The following is a 21,581-nucleotide window of genomic DNA, read 5'->3' as shown; positions in this document are numbered from 1 at the left end:
CCGGAGAGTTTCTGGTTCAATGATTAGGCTACTTTTTCGACAGCGTTCAAGTTTGCATAGAAGGCCTTTTCTGCTTCTTGCGGCGTGACGTAGCCAATGGCGCTGTGCAGGCGGGTGTTGTTATACCAGTCGACCCATTTCAGGGTTTCCCATTCGACCTGACCAACGGACTTCCAGGGGCCGAGGAACTTGATGACCTCGGTTTTGAAAAGGCCGATGATGCTTTCGGCCAAAGCATTATCATAGGAATCCCCGACGCTGCCGACCGAGGTGTCGATGCCGGCCTCTGCAAGCCGCTCGGTGTATCGGATCGACAGATATTGGCTGCCCCGGTCGCTGTGATGGATCAGTTTGTCAGCCTCAGACGGCGCCCTCTGGCAGATGGCCTGGTTCAGGGCATCCAAGACGAAACCGGTCGCCATCGAGGTCGAGACACGCCAGCCGACGATCTTGCGGGCGAAGACGTCGATGATGAAAGGTGAGGGGCCAGTGCGCCATCGGTCCGAGCAGGGCCCCGAACGAGACCATCCCCTGCCAGCTTGAGACATAGGTGAAGTCGCTGACCCACAGTTGGTTCGGCATGTCCGCCACGAAGGCTCGGTTCACCCTATCGTCCGGGCAAACTTGTGCCGCATCCGGATTGGTGGTGATGACCTTCTTTCCGCGCACAACTCCTTGCAACCCCATCACCTTCATCAACCTCTCCACCGTGCAGCGGGCAATGGCGCGCCCTTCGCGGCGTAACTGGTGCCAAACCTTGCGAGCCCCATATCGCCCCCGACTGCCATCGAAGACCTGCTTGATCGCGGCCATGTCCAGCCGATCCTGCCTGGCCCGGTCCGATGCCCGGTCGGGATCGCACTCTACGGCTTTGAAGGCAAAGAACGTCGATGGTGCGATCCCCAAAACCCGGCAGATCGGCCCGACACCATGGACACAACGGTGATCATCGATGAACGCGATCATTTGCGGAATGGGCGGTCGAGCTCCGCCGCAGCGAAATATGCGCTGGCCTTCTTCAGGATCTCGTTGGCTTGCTTGAGTTCACGGTTCTCACGCTCCAGGACCTTGATCCGTGCTTTCTCCTCGCTCGTCGGTCCGGACAGTTCGCCTGCATCACGCGCGGCGCGCCGACACCAGTCCCGCAGGCTGAAAGGCGAACAACCCAGCTTCGAGGCAATTGCCCGGTAGGCGGCACTGTCGCTGCTGTAATCAGAACGATGGTCGTGGAAAAGCCGAACGCCGCGAGCGCGGAACTCGGCCGTGTAGCTCGGAGTGTGTTTCTTGTCTGTCATGAGGCTCACCTTTTGAGAGTTTTACTCTCCGGTAAACCCGGGGCGGTTCAACCGAATGCAGGGGTGCGCTTCGAGTTTATTATCGTCGATGATAGCTCCAATTCCGCGAATGCCTTTGCTCGGGTTTGACCAACATGCGGTCGTCGGGTGATCTGCATATGGAAGTTGTGGCGCTACTTACTGCCTCTTACCAAGACGACGCACCGACGGCAGAGATCCATCATTTACGGCCACGCCCGGACTTGACAACATGACCTCGTCAAAGGGCAGTGATGACATGACCGCTCCCTTTGTGGATCGTTACAGCTTTCGCGTGCCGGATGGCCAGGTGACGTAGTGGGGTTTTGCACTTCACCTTCCAATTAACCTCCATTGGTGGCAAACCTCGGCGGGTCAATGAAGCTACCATGGCATAGCCGACTGCGACGGAGTAATATCGAAGGTCACGAGAGGGGACGTTTTTTGATTGATGAAACCTCTGCCGGGCGCTCCATGAGGATGCGGGTCAAGAGTGCCGTGGAGCAGGCCGCCTATCAGGAGCGCAGGCTCCTCGACGAGGATGCCCGGCCGTACACCTCACAGGAACGGGAAGAGGCAGAGGCCCTTCATGCCGAGATTGCCGAGCTCGTTGCACGTGCAGGTGCCTTCAATCGGATGGTGACCGACCGTCTGTCGAAGGAAGCTGAGGAGGACAATGAAAAGGCAGAGCAGTTAAGGCGCTTTCAGAACTTCGGGCACATCAGAGTGGAATTTGCCGCCTTTTGACTGACGATTACCGGAAGAGCAGACGTCCGATCTCAGGAACTGAACGCTGGACCTAGGCCCGTTCCTGTGGCCAACGCTGACCTGCCGATTACTTTTGTGAGGTCCGCAATTTCGCACCGGGCGTAACGGGAATATTACAAAATGGTTAACGCGCTGTCAGGAAACTGATGCGACTGGAGCCTATCAAGAATAGGAATTTTCCTCTGAAGGGGCGCGCAAGCCATGTCAAATCTTGTGATCACGGGCATCATCGACGGTCCCCTTCCGGGTGGGCTACCCAAGGCGATCGAGCTTTACGCAAGCGCCGATATCGCCGACCTTTCCATCTACGGTGTTGGATCAGCCAACAATGGCGGTGGTTCGAACGGAGAAGAATTTACCTTTCCGGCAGCACCCGCTGCACGAGGCAGCTATCTGTATCTGTCCAATGAAACCGAGGCTTTCAGCAGCTATTTCGGCTTCGCCCCCGACTTCGTGAATATTGCCGCGACAGCGATCAACGGCGATGATGCGATCGAACTGTTCCTGAACGGCGAGGTCGTGGACCTGTTCGGCCAGCCCGATATTGATGGCACCGGAACCGCTTGGGATTACCTGGACGGATGGGCAGCGCGCTTGCCGGGTTCCGGGCCGAACCCGGTCTTCGACCCCACTGAATGGCGCTTCTCCGGCGCGGATGCGCTGGATGGTACGGCGTCCAATGCTGCAGCGGCCACGCCGTTCCCGGTGGCGGGCTATGTATCTGCTCAACCTCTGGTCATCAATAAGATCCTCGGATCGACCACGGGGACCGATACCGAGTTCGTCGAGCTTTTCGGTGAGCCAGGTCAATCACTGGAGGGCCTGAGCCTTGTCGTCATTGAATCCGATGCCATTGCCCAAAATGGGCAGATCGACGCTCGCATCGATTTCACGGCTGACCATAAGGTCGGCGATAACGGCTTTTTCCTGGTAGGTAATGAGCTGGTCCAAGCGACCTATGGCGTCACGCCGAACGCTCTTGTCGCGAACGACTTCATCGAGAATTCCAGTTATACGCTTGGCCTAGTTGAAACCGCCTCGTTGACCGGAAACGCTGTGACGGGTGCGGAGGTGGCGGTCGACGCGGTGGGTATCAGTGATGGCGAGGCCGCATCCTCGTTTCATCTTGGCGCTCCCGTGGTGGGGCCTGACGGAAGTTTTCTGCCCGCTGGAGCGATTCGCGTTGAGAATGGCGTCGATACCGACCAAGCCGCAGATTTTCGCTTCGCCAACTTCAACAACGATCCCGCCGTGAACCAGCCTACTGCTGGTACCTATGAGATCCCTTCGGACAGCTATCAGGATGTCCGGATCCACACGGTGCAGGGATCGACAAATCTGGGTGATGAAACCTTGGTCGGGGTGCCTGGTGCTGCCGACGAAAGCCCGTTGCTGGGTCAAGCAGTCCGCGTACAGGCGGTTGTCACCCAGCTGATGCCGGGCCTCGGCGGGTACTATATTCAGGAAGAGGAAAGCGACGCCGACACCGACGCCTTTTCGTCCGAGGGCATCTTCGTGGCCTCATCGGTCCCCGTGGCTGTCGGCGATCTCGTGACCGTTGAAGGAACAGTGGGCGAAACTGGCGGTGAGACCCGCATTGCCGCGGCCTCCGTAGCCGTGGAGAGCAGCGGACATGCGCTCCCTGATGCGGCTGAGATTGTTTTCCCGACAGCGACCGTCCTTCGCGATGCTGATGGTGATTACGTCGCCAATTTGGAGGCCTACGAGGGCATGCGCGTCAGCGTGGCACAAGAGATGACCGTCAGTGAGCTCTTTCAACTGGATCGTTTCGGCACCATCCGCCTGACCTCGGACGGGCGCATCGAGACTTATACCCAAACCAATGCCCCCAGTGTTGATGGCTATGGAGACTTCCTGAAAGAGGTTGCCTCGCGTTCGTTGATGATCGATGACGGAACTGGCCTGCAGAACCCCGCTGACATCCTTGTCCCTTTCCTGGGAGATGACGGCATTTTGGACGCGGATGACAGCATCCGCATGGGGGATGCTTACGAGGGATTGGCGGGCGTTCTCAGCTTTTCTGAAGACAGTGCCGCCAGCAGTGAAGAACCCGAGTATCGTATGCACTTGCCGACCGAAGGCACGCTGATCCAGAAAAACCCCCGCCCGGCCGAGCCTGAAGACGTGGGCGGAACGCTGAAGGTCGCAGGCTTCAATGTCCTGAACTATTTCACCACCCTGGCAGGCAGTACGGGACCGGCCGGCAACCTGTCGCCGCGAGGGGCCAACAATGAGGCCGAATTCGATCGGCAGGAGGCCAAGCTGGTCGCTGCCATCAACGCGTTGGACGCTGACGTGGTGGGCCTTACCGAGATCGAGAACGATCCGATGGGCTCGACGTCACTGGTCGCACTGACCTCGGCGCTGAACGCGGCGGGCGGCACCTGGGCTTTTGTCGAAACCGGCCCGATCGAAGGCGCCAAGGGTGGTGCGCTGGAAGGCGACGCAATCAAGCTCGCTTTCCTCTATGACACCGAGACGGTCGAGTTGAATGGCAATTTTGCGCTGCTGGACGAGACCGTGGACGTTCGGTTCCAGACGGTAGAAACGCAACGCGCCTCTCTTGCCCAGACCTTCACCGAGAAGGAAAGCGGCGAGAGCTTCACGGCCGTGATCAATCACCTGAAATCAAAGGGCTCCGTTGTCGATGGCGATGCGGACACGGGCGACGGGCAAGGGGCCAATGCAAACGTCCGTACCGCGGCGGCGGAGGCACTGGCTGATTGGATTGCCAATGATCCCACCGGTACGGGTGAAGATGACGTGCTGGTGTTGGGTGATCTGAACGCTTACCGGATGGAGGATGCGATCACCGCGCTGCGCGCAGGCTCTGACGGCATCCTGGGAACCGCGGATGACCTGACAGACCTCGGCGCGCATTTCGATCCTGACAGTAACAGCTATGTCTTTGACGGCCTGACCGGCACGTTGGACTATGCGCTGGCCAACGCCTCGCTGATGGAAAAAGTGACGGGCGCGGCTTACTGGAATATCAATGCCGACGAAGCCGACGCACTGGACTACAACCTCGATTTCGGGCGCGACCCGTCGCTGTTCACACCCGACGCCTATCGCTCGTCTGACCACGATCCAATTGTGGTGGGGCTCGATTTCGGCATCTCGCCAATGACGTATACACTGGAAATTCTGCACCTCGCCGACCAGGAAGGGAACGGCTCGTCCACCCTTTATGCGCCGAACGCTTCAGCAGTCATGAATGCGCTCGAAGCACAGGATCTGGGAAATGACGGCATCGCCGACAACACCATTCGTCTGTCCTCTGGGGATGCGTTTATCCCAGGGGTGTTCTTCGACGCCTCGCAAGCGGTCTTCGGATCGGGTGGAATTGCCGACATCCAGATCCAGAATGAACTGGGCTTTGCCGCGATCACCTTGGGCAACCATGAGTTCGACAAGGGCACCGAGGCACTGGCGGCGCTGATTGACGGCTCGGCCCCGGGCAACTTTGATGCGTTGGCGGGCACCTCGCTGGAGGGGCAGGACTTCACTGGCACAAACATGCCCTATCTTTCTGCCAATCTGGACGTGACAACAGATCCCGCTCTGGCACCGCTCTTCGTGGAGGGCCGCCAACAGGCAATGGCGAACTCGGTGACCTCCTCCGTGGTCGCCGAGCGCGGCGGAGAGCTGATTGGTATTGTGGGCGCAACCACGCCCACACTGGCAAGCATCTCCTCCTCAGGGGGCGTGACTGTCGCGCCGGTCTGGGCAGGCACCACACCCACCGCCACCGAACTTGATGCGCTGGCCAGCGTGATCCAGACCGAAGTGGATGCTTTGCTCGCCGAAAACCCGGGTTTGAACAAGGTGATTCTCAAAGCTCATATGCAGGTCCTGAGCATAGAGATGGAATTGGCATCGCGCTTGTCGGGCGTCGACGTGGTCATCGCCGGAGGCTCGAACACGCGACTGCTGGATGAGAATGACCGCCCCATTGACGGCGATGTTTCCCAAGGCACTTATCCTCAGTTCGTGACCAACGCTGATGGCGGCGTGACCGCCGTGGTCAACACGGACGGAAACTACAAGTACGTTGGACGGCTGGTGGTGGATTTCGACCAGGACGGCAATGTCATTGCCGAAAGCTATGACCCCGAGGTGTCGGGCGCTTATGCGACCGACGCCCAAGGCGTGGCTGATCTGAATGCTGAAGACCTCGTCGATCCTGAGCTCCAGGCCATCGCCGATGCGATCGAGAACCAGATCGTGGCGACCGAGAGCAATGTCTTTGGCGTTTCGAATGTCTACCTCAACGGCAATCGTTCGGGCGTGGCGATGGACGGCAATCCCGATGGGGTGCGGACCCAGGAGACCAACCTTGGGAACCTGACGGCGGATGCCAATCTCGCCTATGCGCAGCAATATGACGAGACAGTCACTGTCTCGATCAAGAACGGGGGCGGCATTCGCGCTTCGATCGGCGAGGTCGTTGTTCCGGCAGGTGGCACTGATTTCCAGCGCCAGCCCACCGGAGAACTGCGCGACAGCGCAGGCAATCTGATCAAGCCCGAGGGTGGGATCAGTCAGGCCGACATCCAGACTGCATTGGCCTTCAACAACGATCTGACGCTGCTGACGATGAGCCGGGCGGAACTCGTCGAGGTTCTGGAATATGCTGTCGCGGCCGCGCCAGAAGCTGCGGGCCAGTTCGCGCAGGTGTCCGGCATCCAGTTCAGCTTTGATCCGGCGCAGCCGGCTGGCTCCCGGATTGTCAGCGCAGCCATCACCGATCAGGACGGCAACGACCTGGACGTGTTGGTGCGGGGCGGCGATTTGGTCGGCAATCCCGAAGGTCAGGTGCGCGTTGTGACCCTCGGCTTCTTGGCCGATGGTGGCGACGGCTATCCCTTCCCGACGGGGGCTGGCATCGAGCGGGTCAACTTGGCCGACCTGGACGATGACGGCGTGGCTGATGACACCCGGGACGGGGCCGCAAGTTTCACGGCGAACGGCACCGAACAGGACGCCTTTGCGGAATACCTGGCAAGTAACTTTGGCAACCCGGAAACCGCATACGATCAGGCTGATGAGGCCTATGGGGGCGATGACCGCATTCAGAACCTCCTCTACCGAGAGGATGGCGTTATCGATGAGGCGCCGCCGTTGAACATTGTGATGGGTACTGACGGTCGAGACAAACTGGTCGGGACGGACGGAGATGACCTGTTCATCTCGGGCGCAGGCAACAACGACTTCATGACGGGTGGGGCAGGGGCCGATACGTTCTATTTCGGCTTCGAGGCCCTGAACGGCGTCCGCGAGCGATCGACAATCTGGGACTATGAGGTCGGGCAGGATGTCATCGCCCTGGGCGAGGACGTGCAATTGGCAGCCATCCGGCAGGCAGGAAACAAGGTTTTTGTTCGTCTGAACGACCCCTGCGGTCGTGACGATGTGATCGTTGTGCGAGGCGAAGATGTCACGATTGCCGACCTTACCTTTGAACAGGACTATCTATTGCTGAGCGCGTGAGGTCCTCGCCTTGGTCGCGGCCAGGAAAAGCCTGATGCGCCGGTTCAGTCTCGGCGCCGTAGGTCACGCACGGCTTTGGCGGGTGTGGAACCGGATCCCTGCGGCCCGACTCATTGATTCTGGCGGCGTCGATCACGCTGATGATGGACTGCAATGCGTCGGGAAAACCGCGGTTCCCCGGAGGGAGGCCTGCCTATCGCAGGAAGCAGCAAGATGAATGCTAGGGGCGTTTGGCTTGTCCAAATGCCCCTAAGTCTTGCTCGCATTACCTCTGCGGTGATCTTTGTGAAATCGTCTACGAGGAATGGTCAGACGCACCATATCACTCAGGCCGCACCCTGCTGTTGTTCCTCGATCGTCGACGTCTCTCACGGGCGTGCTGTGGTCGCGGGCCTTCACTCCCAAGGTCGTTTCAGCGTGCAACTGGACAGCCGGATGCGATTTTGGGTCCGCGCCTGCCCGCCAGGGACGAGACAGACAGGATAGGGCGCCCCGGTTCAGTGCTCAGTGGGGTGAGATGGCATGGGCCGAGATATCTAGTTGCCCGTTGCAGCCAAGCGTATCGCTCTGACCATCTTGGATTGAAGTCCATTCTTCGTAAGCGTTCTCTGCCCCCCACCTTCCGCGCGGCATTCTGATCGGTTCATTGGACCGTGATGATTGTTGGGACGGAGTTTCTCCATGGAGTCTGCATTGGAGCTTCTCCCGGGTGGCGGCCGCGGCCGTCGGAACCGGAAGTGGCCGGATGAGGTAAAGGCGCGGATTGTGGCGGAGACGCTGATGCCGGGCGTGACCGTGAATACCGTTGCGCGGCGGCACGGGGTGCCGGCGAACCATGTCTCTTCTTGGCGGACGCTGGCGCGGAAAGGGCGACTGGTGCTGCCTGCTCCTGAAGATCCGGTGGAGTTTGCGGCGCTGTTGCTCGGCCCCGCTGAAGATGCGCCGCGGGCCGATGTCGGTGCCGTGGCCCGGCCGGAGATCGTCGCGGGCGCGGTGGTGATCCGTCTGGAAGTCGGGGCCTCGGCGGAGCGGATTGCCATGGTCGTGCGCGCCCTGGCGGCTACCCCATGATCTTCCCCTCCAACCGCGTGAGGATCATGGTTGCGACCAAACCCGTCGATTTCCGCAAGGGGCATGATGGCCTGGCTGCACTGGTGTCGTCGGTGCTGCGCAAGGATCCGTTCACCGGCACGGTGTTCGTGTTCCGCTCGCGCCGGGCGGACAGGCTGAAGCTTTTGTATTGGGACGGCACCGGTCTGGTAATGGCTTACAAGCGGCTGGAGGATACAACCTTTACCTGGCCGGCCATCAAGGACGGGATCATGGCGCTAAACCATGCCCAGTTTGAGGCGCTGTTTGCCGGGCTCGACTGGCGCAAGGTCAAAGCTCTGGAAACCCGCCCCCCTGCTGCGGCAGAATGAATCAGTTGCCTGATTTTCCATGTTTTTGCCGGAGATCCTTGATAAAATCAGAGCATGTTCGCAGCCTCTGTTCTCGATCTTTCCGCCATTCCCAACGCGCAGCGCGCGGCGGTTCAGGCGTTGCTGGAAGAGGTGGCGGCTCTCAAGGACATCACCAGACGCCAGGAGCATCTGATCGCCGAGCTGAACCATGCCCTGCATGGCAAGCGGTCGGAAAAGCTGACCGAGGATGAGCGGCAGCTGGCTTTCGAGGACCTGTCCATTGCGTTGGCCGAGGTCGAGGCTTCGAGGGAAACGCAGGCCACCAGGACGGACAAGGGGGCGACCAGGCCCGCGCCGAAGCGCAATATCGGCAACCTACCGGCTGCACTGCCGCGTATCGAAGAGGTCATCGAGCCCGCCAGCCTGATCTGCCCCTGCGGCTGCGGCATCATGCACAAGATCGGTGAAGACCGCAGCGAGCGGCTGGACATCGTGCCTGCCCAGCTGCGCGTCATCGTCACCGTCCGCCCGAAATATGCCTGCCGGTCCTGCACCGACGGCGTCACTCAGGCATCAGCACCTTCCCGCCTGATCACGGGCGGGCTGCCAACCGAGGCGACGCTCGCCCATGTGCTGGTCAGCAAGTATGCGGACCATCTGCCGTTGTATAGACAGAGCCAGATCCTGGCGCGGGCGGGCCTTGATCTGCACCGCGCCGTTCTGGCCGATTGGGTGGGCAAGGCCGCGTTCCATCTGATGCCGGTGGTGGACCGGCTGGCCGAGCATCTCAAACGGTCGGGCAAGCTGTTCATGGACGAAACAACGGCCCCGGTGCTGGACCCGGGGCGTGGGACCACAAAGACCGGATATCTCTGGACACTGGCGCGCGATGACCGGCCGTGGGGCGGCGAGGACCCGCCCGGCGTGGTCTACTTTTATGCCCCCGGCCGCGCAGGCGAGAATGCCGAGACCTTCCTGACAGGCTTCGATGGCATTCTGCAAATCGATGGTTACACAGGCTATAACCGGCTGACCAAACCGATCCGCAAGGGCGGTGCCCCCATTCGGGTCGCGCATTGCTGGGCGCATGCAAGGCGCAAACTGAAGGAAGTCTTCGACCGCGATGACTCCGAGATCGCTGCTGAGGGGCTGCGCCGCATCGCCGAGTTCTACGCCGTCGAGGCCGACATCCGCGGTGTCTCGCCCGGCCAGCGCCTCTCGGCCCGCCAAGCCCGCACCGCACCGCTGGTGGCCGCCTTCGGCGGCTGGCTGCAGGCGCAACGCCGAAAGATCTCCACCAAATCCCGGTTGGGCGAAAAACTCACCTATATCCATAACCACTGGGAAGGGCTGCAAGCTTTCCTGACCGACGGGCGCATCGAGATCGACTCCAACAGGGTCGAAAATCTGATCCGCCCCATCACCCTCAATCGCAAGAATGCGCTCTTCGCAGGTCACGACGAAGGCGGCGTTGCCTGGGGCCGCATCGCCTCGTTGATCGAGACCTGCAAGATCAACGGCATTGAGCCCTTTGCCTATCTGAAGGCCACCCTCACGGCGATCGCCACCGGCCATCCACAAAGCCGCCTCGATGACCTGCTACCGTGGAACTTCAAGCCGTCAAGCTAAGTCGACAGTGGGGGCCAGCGACCGCTTACCATTCTTCTTCCGGCAACTCCTCCTCTAGCCAAGGATGATCGGCCGAAAACTCAGGTTTGCAACGGTCCAGTCCTCAGGGGCAGAGCAAGGCCATGATGTCCGGACCGACGAGAAACTGTCATCCGATTGTCGCGCCGTAGTCGTCCTTTCGTCACACCCGTCATGCAGACCGACCCGACAGTTAACGGCGCATCCCGTGTCGCACCACACAGGAGATCATCATGACGACGAAACCAATGACTGCTCTGGCCTTTCTTTCGACCATAGTCGCGAGTGCCTTGCCGGTGCATGCGCAATCCGCGGCCGATGTCTGCCCCGCCAGCTTGCGCATGGCCGATACCGGCATCGAAGGAATGGGTGGTCTGGCGGAAGCCTTCGGGCCCTTCGGAGAAAAATTCGCCGAAGTGTCGGGTGTCGAACTGGAAATGTTCGGCCTATCCAACCGTACTGCCGCCGGCACCGCCCTGCAGTTTGACGAGGTCGATCTGGTCTTTGCGGGCCCGTCGGAGTTCGTGCTGTTCGCCGAACGTCAGCCCGATATCGAGATACTGTTCTCGATCGCACGCCCGCAATACGGCAGCAGCTTTTACGTGAAGGCGGACAGTGACGTGCAGACACTGTCCGATTTGCGCGGCAAGACGGTGGCGCTCAAGGATGTCGGCTCGACTTCGGGTCACATTTTTCCCAGCCAGATGCTGGTCGAGGCTGGCTTGGACATCGACCGCGATCTGGAGATCGTGATGGCCGCCGATGCGCAGGTCGCCGTGCTGGTCAATGGCGATGTCGATGCCATGGGCGGTGGCAACCGCGAGATGGACAACATCATGCAACTGGACCCAGAGGGCGAATACCGCGTGATCGCTGAAAGCGGCATCCTGCCAGGCGATCCGATCATCATGCGCGGAACGCTGGACGATGAATGCAAGTCGGCCCTGCGCGAAGTGCTGTCCGAGAATTCCGACGAGCTGTGGACCGCGCTGATCGAGACGCCGCGCAATGAGGACAAGTTCCTGGACAACGACGCCAGCCTCAGCTTCGAGACGACGGCGGCCGATTACGATATCGTCCGCGACGCCTATGCCGCGGCCGGCATCCAGCTGGAGCAGTAAGCGTGACAGTGGCCCCCTTGCCCCCCGCGATCGAGATCCACGACCTGCACAAGAGATATGGCGATGTCCATGTGCTGCGCGGGATCAATCTGTCGGTCGCGCCGGGCGAGGGGGTCGTGCTGCTGGGTGCCAATGGCTGTGGGAAATCCACGTTACTGCGATGCCTGAATCGCCTGACCCCGCATGATGGTGGCACGATCACCATCTTGGGCACTGAAATCTCCACACTGAAGGGCGCGGGGCTGCGCGCCGTGCGCCATCAGGTCGGCTATGTGTTTCAGCACTTCAACCTGGTCCCAAATGTCAGCGTCTTTCAGAACGTGCTGTTCGGAGCCCTTGGCCGCAACCGACATGGGCTGTTGCGGACCTGGTCGGCCTTTGCCTCGGCCGAGGACCGGGACCGCGCGATGACCTGCCTTGAGCGTGTCGGCTTGGCCGATAAGGCAGCGGCGCGTCCTTCGGAAATCTCAGGTGGCCAGCAGCAGCGGGTGGCCATCGCGAGAATGCTGATGCAGGCGCCTTCGATCGTGGTGGCGGACGAGCCGATTGCCAGCCTGGATCCCAAGGCCGGACGCGAAGTGCTTGAACTGTTGTTCCGTATCGTCTCGGAGGAGGGGCTGACCGTACTGTGCACCCTGCACCAGCTGGATCTGGCAACCGAGTTCGGTCAGCGGATCATCGGCATGAAGGCCGGGCGCATCGTCGTGGACGGCGCGGCCGACGACCTGCCTCGCGCCGAGCTGGACGGTCTCTACCATGGCGCGGTGCGCGTCGACCAACCAGCCGGGACGGTGACCGCCGATCTTGCCCATGCCTGACCCTTCCGGACGAACGGACCAACGCATGCCCCCCATCGACAGCAAGTCTAAGCCCGCCTTGCCCCCCCGCTTTGCCGCCCCTTCAGCCGTGACGTGGATCGTGATCCTCGCCTTTGCGGCCTTCTTCATCCAGGGCCTCATGTCTGCCGATATCACGCCGCAGCGGCTGTGGCGCGGCATGTTCAACTTGTGGCGGTTCGTGTCACTGGCCTTTCCGCCGGACTTTTCGAAACTGGACGTGATCGCCTGGTCGATGCTGGAAACGATGAACATGGCGGTGGTGGGTGTCGCCTTCGGCGTGATCCTCAGCCTGCCCTTCGCGCTGCTGGCCTCGTCCAACATGACACCCCATCCGGTCGTGCGCACCATCACCCGGCTGATCATCGCCACGATGCGCACCATTCCTGACCTGATCTGGGCACTGATCTTTGTCGTGGCCGTGGGACTGGGGCCGCTTGCCGGGATCCTGGCGATCATCATCGACACGATCGGGTTCTGCGCGCGCTTCTTTTCCGAACGCATCGAAGAGGTCAAGCCGGGCCCGGCCGAGGCGCTGACCTCAACCGGGGCGGGGCGGCTGTCGGTGATCCTGGGGGCGATCGTACCTGAAACGCTGGCCTCGATCACAGCGACCAGCCTTTACTCGGTAGAAAAGGCGATCCGGTCTGCTGTGACGCTCGGGTTGGTTGGCGCGGGCGGGATCGGGGTCGAGCTGTCCACCGCCATGCGCCTGTTCAACTTCGACGAGGCCTGTGCGATCATCCTCGTCATTCTGGTGGTTGTCATTGCGTTCGAGCAGATCTCCTCATTCATCCGCAGCAAAGTGATCTGACCGGGAAGGACATCGCAAACGTCGCGCCCAAGCCGAGTGATTACGACGAAATGGCGAAAAGAGAGATGAGTTAACTGCGTCATGTTGATGACCAGCGTACGACGCTCAGATGTGCATCTGAACTCTGGCGTTGACGGGGCGACGGCGTACCTCGAAAGTCGAACTCGGCAGATCTTCTCAAAAGGTTTGGCATGGCGCGAACTGTTCGCTACCTGACGCATCCTCAAGTTCTTATCGAGCCCACAAAGGATGTCCGCCAATGGTCACTGAATTCCATTGGGCGTGCTCGGGTCTCCGCACTGGCCGCACGACCTGAGGTCCTACAACAGACCGGTAAAGTGATCAGCAGTGACGAAGTGAAAGCGCTGGAGACGGCGCTGCCTCTGGCTGCCGCCCTGGGCCTGGAACTTGAGGTTGATCCGCAGATGCACGAAAATGATCGCACCGCCACTGGCTTCCTGCCTCCCAAGGAGTTCGAGAGGGTGGCAGACCAATTCTTTGCCAATCCGTTTAAAGACGTACGTGGATGGGAACGAGCCATCGATGCCCAGTGTCGTATCGTTGCCGCGGTTGAGGCTTGCCTTGCCGTCTCGCAAGAGGGTGACGTCTTGTTTGTCGGACACGGCGGTGTCGGGACGCTTCTTTATTGTGCCCTGTCGAACGTCGGGATCAGCCGGCGCTTTGATCAGGGACCTGGCGGTGGGTTCTGGTTCTCGTTTGAGGCCGAAGAGCGACGGCCGTTGCAGGAATGGCAACCCATGGAAACCTTACGCGTCGGGCGTCAGCCGTCAGAATATTCGGCGGAAGGATTTGTCCGTTAGCGGACGTTCCGCTTCCTGGTCAGTGTTCCCTGGGGAGAGGTCATTTCAACGTCGCCTATCTGCCGGGTCAGCTTTTGAATAAGTCCTTGATACTCACGGTTGTGCCCGTATGCAGAAAGAGCCTGTGAAATGAGGGTCCAATCGTTCCGGCTGATCACCGGCAGATAGATTGCATGAGGCTCATTCTTGATCATTACTACCAACTCCGGACACGAAACAACGGGACAATAGCCTCCTTTTGTATGAGGTAAAAACATGTCCTTTCGGGTAGAGTTTGTCACCCCTAAGGTGTGCTATTATTTACTGCTCAAGCTACTGCTGCTGGGTCAGTTCTGAGTGGCATCCCAACAGGCTACCATCATGCTCGCTGTATCCTTGGCGGCGATCTTCCGCGGGCTGGTCCCGGCAGTAGACGCATTTTGCTGGCTCTAAGGGCTTTCGCTGGAGATCTATCAGAAGATCACCCTAGTACTCGGCGTCCTCGAGGGAGACGATAGTCGGGATATTGCGGCGCAATGTTAGCCGAAGGCCGTTCGGTACTTGGCTTTGATCGGATGCGTGGTTCAGCCAATCCGTACTCTCGACAAGTACGCCTTCGGTCCTCCCATCGATTTCGATCGTGGCGCGATGAAGCTCATTGAGCTGTGCATTGCTCAGGGCCGCATGCGTGCGAAACTCAAAGTAGTCCTCAGAAGCCTCCACGCGGCCTGCCAGCCTGGCAACACCCTCGAACGTCAGCATAGCCCCGTCCATTACATCTTCCTCTTCGCCTCTTCTGGATACGGCAGCCGGATCATGATCCCGTCGACATCGCGAGGTGTCATACTCGTGCTGCGAGTATTTACCAATTAAATGCACCCTTAACATGACTTTATAACGACGGTACTCTCCTAGAGCCCCATTCGGATGACCAATTCTAGTCGTGCCTAAAAATTGGGATGCAAGCCGTTTAGGGGCACATCGCGGGAAACCTCCCCTATCAACTTGTCATGCTCACAGGCATTAGGTGCGGGAACTGGGCGGCAATGCGCTTTTACTGGTCTTCGACGATGCCGATACCGGATCTCACACCACCAGACGCAGAGGCTGACGTCTACTTTGTGCCGGCGGCGGATCCGGAGCAGGCCGTACAGCGCATTGTGGAACTTGTCAGCAAACACATCCCGCGCCCGTTCGGCCTCGATCCGATCAGGGACATCCAGGTCCTTTGCCCGATGAACCGGGGCGGTGTGGGCGCCCGGTCGCTCAACATCGAACTGCAGGCCGTCCTGAACCCGGCAGGCGACAAAAAGGTCGAGCGGTTCGGGTGGACCTTTTCCCTCGGCGACAAGGTCATGCAGATCGAGAATGACTACGACTGAGAGGTCTATAACTGAGACATCGGCATGGTCGGGGACGTCGATCTGAATGAAGGCGAGGTGGCCGTCAACTTCGACGGCCGCACGGTCGTCTTCGCCTTTGGGGAACTGGACACGCTTGTGCCAGCTTACGCCGCGACCATCCACAAGAGCCAGGGCTCGGAGTATCCAGCGGTGGTCATTCCGGTGATGACCCAGCATTACGCCATGCTGCAGCGCAACCTCATCTACACCGGCGTCACCCGCGGCAGGAAGCTGGTCGTGCTGGTGGGGCAGAAGAGGGCCGTGGCCATCGCCGTCAAAAACACCTCAGGGCGCCGCCGCTTGTCAAAGCTCGACGAGTGGCTGGCCGCTGCAAAGCCGTGCTGAGCGGAAGCAGCAAAGGCGTCCCCTCTGTCGCGGCCAGTGCCACCCGCGACCAGGGAATGGAGAGGCGGGTGGTCACCCTGATGCCGGATCAATCTATCCAGAGTGAGATGCGCACCGTCCGAGATGGGTCCCCCGCAGCCTGACGTGAGCGCGACCACAGGCAAATGTCGATCTTGACCAAGGCCGCGTCACCTGGTTCGCGTCACCTACGCGACCCATTCCCCGGATCGGCAGCCATCAGGTATTGACGCTGTCCTTCAGCGCCTTGGCCACCGTGAACTTCACCACCCGATCGGCGGATTTTGTCATGGCCTCGCCCGTCGATGGATTGCGAACCTGGCGCTCGGGACGGTCGCGGCATGCAAGTTTGCCGAGGCCGGGAAGCGTCAGGGCACCGCCCTCCACCACGGTTGAGGTCGCGAGTTCGGAGAGTGCATCGAGGACCGCTCCAACGTCCTTCTTCTGAAGGCCTGACTTCTCAGCCAGAGACGCAAGCAACTCGGTCTTGGTCATCGGCTTCATGGTTCTCTCCTCGCCATTCAGGATATGTCTGACAGGGGATAGCCAATGCCAGCCAGCCGTGCCACCTCAATCCGGCTTGGGGCGGTCCTGCCGGGCAGCAGCGGCAATGTCCTGCGAGCAGTGACCTGCCCCCCGTGGGACCCTCGATCATAACGAGGGTCTGCCCGCACTTTTGCTGCTCCCCAACCTTGGACTGCCGGATGCTGGAGTTTTCCGGCTTGGTCATGGCGACGGGCTGGCTGCGCCGCCGGGATAATGCAGGGCAACCGGGACGTTATATCCAATCGCGCTGTGGGGTCGGTCCTTGTTGTAGTGCCTACGCCAATCCTCCAGTTTTTCCTGCGCGTCGCCGGATACCGTCAGGACGCAGCTCAAGAGCATCTATGCAAAGACCGGCTGCGCCCGACAGGCGGACATCGTGCGCTGTGTCGCGGCAATGGCAGTGAACTTGAAGTTAAATGCAAGCAAGGTCCCAATGGGGCAGGAACGGCGCATATTATGAACCTGGGCTGCGCGTAAGTGTGAGGGAACTGGCTGTGAAAGCCGGCAACGGCTCAGCACCGGTGCCACGCGCGCAGGCTAGCAAGTTGATGGTGTTCGTTTGGAGGACGGCGCCCCCCGGCCCCGCAAACTCTGGTTCAGTGGTCGCCCTGCTGCGAAGCCGCCTGATGCTCGTGTCCTGGTTTCCGCAATGCCCTCAAAAAGGCACAAGGAAACTCGGCAGGATCGGAGGGTCGCTCTGCCAGTTCGAAGATGGCCTGTTCAAATTCAACGGGATTCATTCTGCATTCCAGGGGTTGATCAGGTCTACCTTACTGCCTTCGAAGTCGGGCGTATTCCGAGTGGCCACAATGGCGCACGCGACCGGACATTGACGCGAGAGGCCCATCACCGACACTCGTAACAGCCGCAGCGAATGCAGGTGCAGTACGAGCAGTTGACCTATAGCGGCCGTTAAGATCCGTCTGGTCCAGGGGGCCGCCGCCCGACGACCGTTCAGACGAAGCAGAGCGGAAAATGTCGAGCCAAAATTGACGATAATTGTTGGTTGAACTGCTTATTTGCGAAACAAGTGTCTTCTCACACGCGGTTTTGAGCGCGCCGGCGCCGTTTCCATGCCTTGAACCGTTTCCGTAATCCAAGAACCATCCCGACCTTCGGTATCAGGTCATCGCGCAATCCAAGGTCGGGGCGAGCCTGCAGCGCCATGGCCAATTCCTCGTCGAAACCATCCAGAGATGCGATGGCCCTGTCCCGAACGAGACCCGCATCGGCACGTCCGGCCTCCGACAGGCACCGCGTCAATGCCGCCAGAAGATCGTCGTCGCTGACCTGATCCGGCTCGAAGACCTCGCGCCAACCCAGCTTATGTGCCTGGCGGGTCACCTTGTCGCCGCCGGCAACGGGGTCGATGGCGATGGTTGGTATGCCGTTCTTCAGGGCCAGCACCATGCCATGCAGCCGTGTTGTCAGCATGGCATCGAGACGTGCGCAGATGGATTCGAACTGTGCCGCGTTCGACAGGCCGAAACGGTTCATGGCTGCAGGCACGGAGGTGTCCATCTCGATGACCGCCGCCCCCGAGTTTTTGATCAGCCGGCGCAGCTTCTCCTCGGCCAACGCGCCCCGGTGGCGATCGCCATACTCGCGTTGGAACCCGGTCAGGCACAGCCCGATGACAGGAACGCGGGACGGCGCTTCGCGGAAGCTCAGGTCTGCGCGCACGGTTCTGTCACTGTCCCGTTCCAGCAGGACCTCGAATGGATTGAAGGTCGCGAGCGGTTCGACCATCGTCAGGTTGACCCCGATATGAACGCAGTGCTTGAAGCGATCAAAGATGCTTTCATGCTGCACGGCCATCGCCGGGGTAAACGGACCGCAGATGACGAACAGGTGCGAATAGCGCGCAGGGTCCAAAGTGAAGCGGTTCAGCCAGGTGCTGTCGACCGCCTCGCGCGCGTCGGTATAGGGCGTGACGTCATAGGCCATTCCCAGTGCCTGCAGCTGACGTTCCGTCTGTCGCAGCACCTCCACGTCACCAACGGTCGAAAAGTGTCCGACCAGAAGCGCGCGTTGGTTGGTTTCGGCTATGGACTGATGGTGCTCGGACATGTCACGCGAATTCCCGAAGTGATTTGATCCTGCAAGGCGGCGGCAAGCCATCCTAACCGTGTTTCAGAGAGGCTTCAGATGCGGATACTGCTGCACGAAGCGGTGCATGGCACGCCGATAGCTCAGCGTTGCCCGGCCACGCGACGACCAGGCATCCCACCGACGATCCCGCCAAGGTTTTTTTGGTCCGTGATAGTGTAGGATCGCCGGACTGCCGGGCACCCCTCCTGCGGTGACCAATCCCGATCGGGCCAGCATGCCCCTGTGTCGGCGGATGCGCCCCCAGGAGGCGTTCCACGCCGGATCAAGCTGCATCACGTCGGTCCCGAATAGGGCATTCAGATGATCCTGGTCCCCATGGGTGCGGGCCGAGGCCGCGGCGACGTCTTCCATCTGTGCCAACAGGGCGGGATGCGCTCGAAGCGCGTCACAGTTGAGCAAGAGGATGCCTGCGTTGAAGTAGTCCTCGACTCGCGCGGGGCCCATGAACTGCCGGATCTCCGCCAGCCGTGCATCCCGGTCCGCCGTCGTCTTTTCCGGCTCGGATAGCCAATGCGTGATGTGATAGTCGCGCACCACGCCCGCATAGGCGTCGTCCATTTCGATCTGGAACAGGGGTCCGACGTCACCGGTGACCAGCGTGTCACCGTCGATGTAGAGGACATATCCATCGATCAGCCGCGGGATGAACAGGCGTCCCATCGTGGCTGCGGTGATGTAATCCGTCGGTCCATGCGCCCCCTCCAGGTATCCGCTGCCGATATCTTTGCAGACCAAGGTGAGCCCCGCGTGTCCGGCAGTGACCGCCTCGACATCCGCCCAGTCTTCAGGGGAGAGGCCATCGCCCCAGAAGTGCAGTTCAGCAGCCCCCTGCAGATGCTGCAGCAGGCTCCAGACAGATAGGAGCGTCGGCTTCAGGAAGGTGCGGTCGGTGACGTAGGCGATCTTGACCATGCGTGGCGTGCCAGGCAAATGAGGCCCCTTTCCGTTCATGCAAAATATGATGGGTTTGCGGCAGACACCACGACGTGCGGTGTCACTGCGCGTTTCAGATCGGCATGCGAACGACACCCGGCCCCAAACGGAAAAGGCCCCCTCAGCATGGCACCACGGACTTAGAGGGCCACCGGTCCCGGCACTTGGATGTTAAAATCATACGCGGTCCAATACCCTGCACCGGATTGTCTCCATAGAGTTGGTCCGATTGTCATACAGAGTTTATCAGAGGATGATCCGGCGGATGAGCGGCCGGAAGAGCCACCCGGGATTGCACCGGGTCCTTGCGTCTGGTTCCCTCATAAACGGAAAGAGGCTCCAAGATCAACCGGACCCTGCGGCGGACCGATGCACTGCGGCATGTAGCTCTTGGGGTAGTTGGCATCACCCAAGGCATGGCCAGCTCGCTCTGGGGTGTGCTGTTTCCGGTGCTCTATGGCACTGCGCACCTTGGCGCGATCCGGTCGATGGCCACGACGAGCATGGTCATCTCCACCGCCATCGGCCCCGGGATTACCGGCGTGTTGATCGATGCAGGCATCGACTTTCCAACCCAAAGCCTGTTTTCTGGGCTTGTGGTGCGGGGCCATCACGCTGCTCTGCGTGGTGATCGGCAGAAAACTTAGAACGGATTTCTGACGATTTTGATCAGCCGTCACCGTCATTCGCAGATGCCAGGATCGGGCTCTGCGCACGCGGGTTCACGCCAGGACGGGACGATGCACCAAGGGCCAGGGCCGACGGGTGCCCCTTTGCCCTGATGTCTGTTGCGGAGGTCGCGTTCGGCGCGGAGGTTCCGAGATCTGCACGACTGTCGGGTCGCGGACTGTTGTCCAGAGCCAGCCGATCGGCGCGCGATGGCGCATCGCCTTCAGGCGCGCCCGCCAGGCCAGCCGGACGGGCTGTCGGGGCCCGCGATGCCTGGAGGACCATCCGGTGCGGCTCGGGCCGGGTTGCCGCGGCGCTGGCAGTCACATTTGCCCGGCGTGACACGGTCCGGACCTGGGGTGCCTGCGGAGGGGTTTCGCGCACGCGATCAGGAATGCGGGGAAAGTTGTCGTCCAGCAGTTTGGCGACCGTCTGATTGCGCTGCGCCGTGGAGGTGCCGCCAAAGACCGTGGCGATCAGGCGCTTGTTCCCGCGTTGTGCCGAAGCCGTCAGGTTGAAGCCCGCTGCGCGGGTATAGCCTGTCTTGATGCCGTCGGCACCGTCGTAGTCATCGAGGAAACGGCGATTGGTCGCCGCGACCCGCGCGATGCTCGCATCTGCCGAGCGGCGCGAGAACAGGTTGTAGTATTGGGGAAAGTCGTAGAACAGGTGGCGCCCCAGCAGGCTCATGTCCTGTGCGGTGGAATAGTGCCCCTTGCTTGTCAGGCCATGCGCATTGCGAAACTGAGTGTTGTTCATGCCCAGAGCCCGCGCCATTTGGGTCATTTGCCGGGTGAACTCTTCCTCGGATCCGGCAAGGTTTTCGCCGAGCGCCGTGGCCACATCGTTGGCCGATTTGACCGCCGCGGCGCGGATCAGATAGCGTAGCTCGATCTCCTGCCCGGCGCGCAGACCCAGCTTGGACGGGGGCTCATTCGCAGCCTTTCTGGAAATGGTGAACTTGCTGTCCAGCCTGACCTCTCCGCGTTCTATGGCGCTGAACGTCATGTAAAGCGTCATCATCTTGGTCAGCGATGCGGGATGTAGTCTTGTGTTTGCGTTCTGCTGATAAATGGCCTCGCCCGTGCGTGCGTCCATGACATAGGCCGCGAACGGCGCGGCGGTTGCCGGCGAAACAAGTAGCACCATGACTATTAGAACATGGCGCCATAGGCGGAATGTGGAATTGATTTGTTTCACTGTCGCTATCTTTCTGCCTCAAAGCGAACATGTCGTTTGTCGCATGTCCGTCACCAATAAACTGACGCTAGCAGAGAAACGCGCGAAAGTTGGTGATGCCCTGAGGGGCGGCATATCATGGCGGTGTTCACGCGCCGTC

The 21,581-nt window shown here is 60.5% G+C and carries 16 protein-coding genes, 2 pseudogenes and 2 other annotated features; of the genes and pseudogenes, 10 read left to right on the top strand and 8 right to left on the bottom strand.

Going from position 1 to position 21,581, the window contains the following annotated elements:
- Nucleotides 1–23 precede the first annotated feature (23 nt).
- Nucleotides 24–1,295: pseudogene (locus E4191_RS19610) on the bottom strand (IS3 family transposase).
- Nucleotides 892–1,008: a sequence feature (AL1L pseudoknot), on the bottom strand. (Overlaps the previous pseudogene by 117 nt.)
- Nucleotides 1,296–1,757: 462 nt before the next feature.
- Here E4191_RS19610 and E4191_RS19605 point away from each other — a divergent pair.
- From E4191_RS19605 to E4191_RS19565, 9 genes are all read left to right on the top strand, one after another.
- A complete protein-coding gene (locus E4191_RS19605) occupies nt 1,758–2,060 on the top strand; it encodes a hypothetical protein (protein ID WP_139616075.1) in 303 nt (100 codons plus the stop codon).
- Between the two features lie 222 nt (nt 2,061–2,282).
- Nucleotides 2,283–7,595 carry an ExeM/NucH family extracellular endonuclease gene (locus E4191_RS19600; RefSeq protein ID WP_139616074.1) on the top strand — a complete coding sequence of 1,771 codons (5,313 nt, stop codon included), beginning with the start codon at nt 2,283–2,285 and terminating at the stop codon, nt 7,593–7,595.
- A 681-nt stretch (nt 7,596–8,276) separates the two neighbouring features.
- On the top strand, nt 8,277–8,666 hold the full coding sequence (gene tnpA, locus E4191_RS19595; RefSeq protein ID WP_139616073.1) for an IS66-like element accessory protein TnpA: 390 nt from the start codon (nt 8,277–8,279) through the stop codon (nt 8,664–8,666).
- Nucleotides 8,663–9,016: an IS66 family insertion sequence element accessory protein TnpB gene (gene tnpB / locus E4191_RS19590; protein ID WP_136886773.1), complete on the top strand. Its 354-nt coding sequence runs from the start codon at nt 8,663–8,665 to the stop codon at nt 9,014–9,016. Before tnpA ends, tnpB begins: the two co-directional genes overlap by 4 nt.
- A gap of 54 nt (nt 9,017–9,070) precedes the next feature.
- Nucleotides 9,071–10,627 carry an IS66 family transposase gene (gene tnpC, locus E4191_RS19585; protein WP_139616072.1) on the top strand — a complete coding sequence of 519 codons (1,557 nt, stop codon included), beginning with the start codon at nt 9,071–9,073 and terminating at the stop codon, nt 10,625–10,627.
- A gap of 251 nt (nt 10,628–10,878) precedes the next feature.
- Complete coding sequence (phnD, locus tag E4191_RS19580) at nt 10,879–11,766, top strand: phosphate/phosphite/phosphonate ABC transporter substrate-binding protein (RefSeq protein ID WP_139616071.1); 888 nt, start codon at nt 10,879–10,881, stop codon at nt 11,764–11,766.
- 17 nt (nt 11,767–11,783) lie between these two features.
- A complete protein-coding gene (phnC, locus tag E4191_RS19575; protein ID WP_139616070.1) occupies nt 11,784–12,584 on the top strand; it encodes a phosphonate ABC transporter ATP-binding protein in 801 nt (266 codons plus the stop codon).
- Between the two features lie 25 nt (nt 12,585–12,609).
- Nucleotides 12,610–13,416, top strand: coding sequence for a phosphonate ABC transporter, permease protein PhnE (gene phnE / locus E4191_RS19570; RefSeq protein WP_139616069.1), 807 nt, complete (start codon nt 12,610–12,612; stop codon nt 13,414–13,416).
- Between the two features lie 191 nt (nt 13,417–13,607).
- A complete protein-coding gene (locus tag E4191_RS19565; RefSeq protein WP_139616068.1) occupies nt 13,608–14,237 on the top strand; it encodes a histidine phosphatase family protein in 630 nt (209 codons plus the stop codon).
- Between the two features lie 465 nt (nt 14,238–14,702).
- Here E4191_RS19565 and E4191_RS19560 read toward each other — a convergent pair whose 3' ends face one another.
- Nucleotides 14,703–14,978 carry a hypothetical protein gene (locus E4191_RS19560; RefSeq protein ID WP_139616067.1) on the bottom strand — a complete coding sequence of 92 codons (276 nt, stop codon included), beginning with the start codon at nt 14,976–14,978 and terminating at the stop codon, nt 14,703–14,705.
- Nucleotides 14,979–15,292: 314 nt separating this feature from the next.
- Here E4191_RS19560 and E4191_RS19555 point away from each other — a divergent pair.
- Nucleotides 15,293–15,964, top strand: a pseudogene (locus tag E4191_RS19555) (ATP-dependent DNA helicase); the annotation flags it as partial.
- 237 nt (nt 15,965–16,201) lie between these two features.
- On the opposite strand, the gene E4191_RS19550 reads toward E4191_RS19555, so the two are convergent.
- From E4191_RS19550 to E4191_RS19520, 6 genes are all read right to left on the bottom strand, one after another.
- Complete coding sequence (locus E4191_RS19550) at nt 16,202–16,486, bottom strand: HU family DNA-binding protein (RefSeq protein ID WP_228461854.1); 285 nt, start codon at nt 16,484–16,486, stop codon at nt 16,202–16,204.
- 222 nt (nt 16,487–16,708) lie between these two features.
- Nucleotides 16,709–16,867, bottom strand: coding sequence for an integrase core domain-containing protein (locus tag E4191_RS19545; protein ID WP_139616066.1), 159 nt, complete (start codon nt 16,865–16,867; stop codon nt 16,709–16,711).
- Nucleotides 16,868–17,566: 699 nt separating this feature from the next.
- Nucleotides 17,567–18,598, bottom strand: coding sequence for a polysaccharide pyruvyl transferase family protein (locus E4191_RS19535; protein WP_176562814.1), 1,032 nt, complete (start codon nt 18,596–18,598; stop codon nt 17,567–17,569).
- Nucleotides 18,599–18,661: 63 nt separating this feature from the next.
- Nucleotides 18,662–19,552 (bottom strand): glycosyltransferase family 8 protein, encoded by an 891-nt coding sequence (locus E4191_RS19530; protein WP_176562813.1) that lies wholly within the window; start codon nt 19,550–19,552, stop codon nt 18,662–18,664.
- Between the two features lie 273 nt (nt 19,553–19,825).
- Nucleotides 19,826–19,881 (bottom strand) — a sequence feature (sul1 is cis-regulatory element that is thought to sense ions involved in sulfur or methionine metabolism; They are found in Alphaproteobacteria).
- A gap of 12 nt (nt 19,882–19,893) precedes the next feature.
- Nucleotides 19,894–20,259, bottom strand: coding sequence for a hypothetical protein (locus E4191_RS19525; protein ID WP_139616063.1), 366 nt, complete (start codon nt 20,257–20,259; stop codon nt 19,894–19,896).
- Nucleotides 20,243–21,442, bottom strand: a complete 1,200-nt coding sequence (locus E4191_RS19520) for a D-alanyl-D-alanine carboxypeptidase family protein (protein WP_407947090.1) — start codon at nt 21,440–21,442, stop codon at nt 20,243–20,245. Before E4191_RS19520 ends, E4191_RS19525 begins: the two co-directional genes overlap by 17 nt.
- Nucleotides 21,443–21,581 lie beyond the last annotated feature (139 nt).

The organism is Paracoccus liaowanqingii, assembly GCF_004683865.2.
GTDB lineage: Bacteria > Pseudomonadota > Alphaproteobacteria > Rhodobacterales > Rhodobacteraceae > Paracoccus > Paracoccus liaowanqingii.
This window is presented reverse-complemented; position numbering and strand designations above follow the sequence as displayed.

Excerpts from the sequence above, each read along its gene's own strand:
- tnpB (WP_136886773.1), top strand. The coding sequence starts at position 8,663 with ATGATCTTCCCCTCCAACCGCGTGAGGATCATGGTTGCGACCAAACCC.
- E4191_RS19600 (WP_139616074.1), top strand. The coding sequence starts at position 2,283 with ATGTCAAATCTTGTGATCACGGGCATCATCGACGGTCCCCTTCCGGGT.
- phnD (WP_139616071.1), top strand. The coding sequence starts at position 10,879 with ATGACGACGAAACCAATGACTGCTCTGGCCTTTCTTTCGACCATAGTC.
- E4191_RS19535 (WP_176562814.1), bottom strand. The coding sequence starts at position 18,598 with ATGTCCGAGCACCATCAGTCCATAGCCGAAACCAACCAACGCGCGCTT.
- E4191_RS19560 (WP_139616067.1), bottom strand. The coding sequence starts at position 14,978 with ATGCTGACGTTCGAGGGTGTTGCCAGGCTGGCAGGCCGCGTGGAGGCT.
- E4191_RS19545 (WP_139616066.1), bottom strand. The coding sequence starts at position 16,867 with ATGCTCTTGAGCTGCGTCCTGACGGTATCCGGCGACGCGCAGGAAAAA.
- phnE (WP_139616069.1), top strand. The coding sequence starts at position 12,610 with ATGCCCCCCATCGACAGCAAGTCTAAGCCCGCCTTGCCCCCCCGCTTT.
- E4191_RS19550 (WP_228461854.1), bottom strand. The coding sequence starts at position 16,486 with ATGAAGCCGATGACCAAGACCGAGTTGCTTGCGTCTCTGGCTGAGAAG.
- E4191_RS19525 (WP_139616063.1), bottom strand. The coding sequence starts at position 20,259 with ATGACGGTGACGGCTGATCAAAATCGTCAGAAATCCGTTCTAAGTTTT.
- tnpA (WP_139616073.1), top strand. The coding sequence starts at position 8,277 with ATGGAGTCTGCATTGGAGCTTCTCCCGGGTGGCGGCCGCGGCCGTCGG.
- E4191_RS19530 (WP_176562813.1), bottom strand. The coding sequence starts at position 19,552 with ATGGTCAAGATCGCCTACGTCACCGACCGCACCTTCCTGAAGCCGACG.
- E4191_RS19565 (WP_139616068.1), top strand. The coding sequence starts at position 13,608 with ATGGCGCGAACTGTTCGCTACCTGACGCATCCTCAAGTTCTTATCGAG.
- tnpC (WP_139616072.1), top strand. The coding sequence starts at position 9,071 with ATGTTCGCAGCCTCTGTTCTCGATCTTTCCGCCATTCCCAACGCGCAG.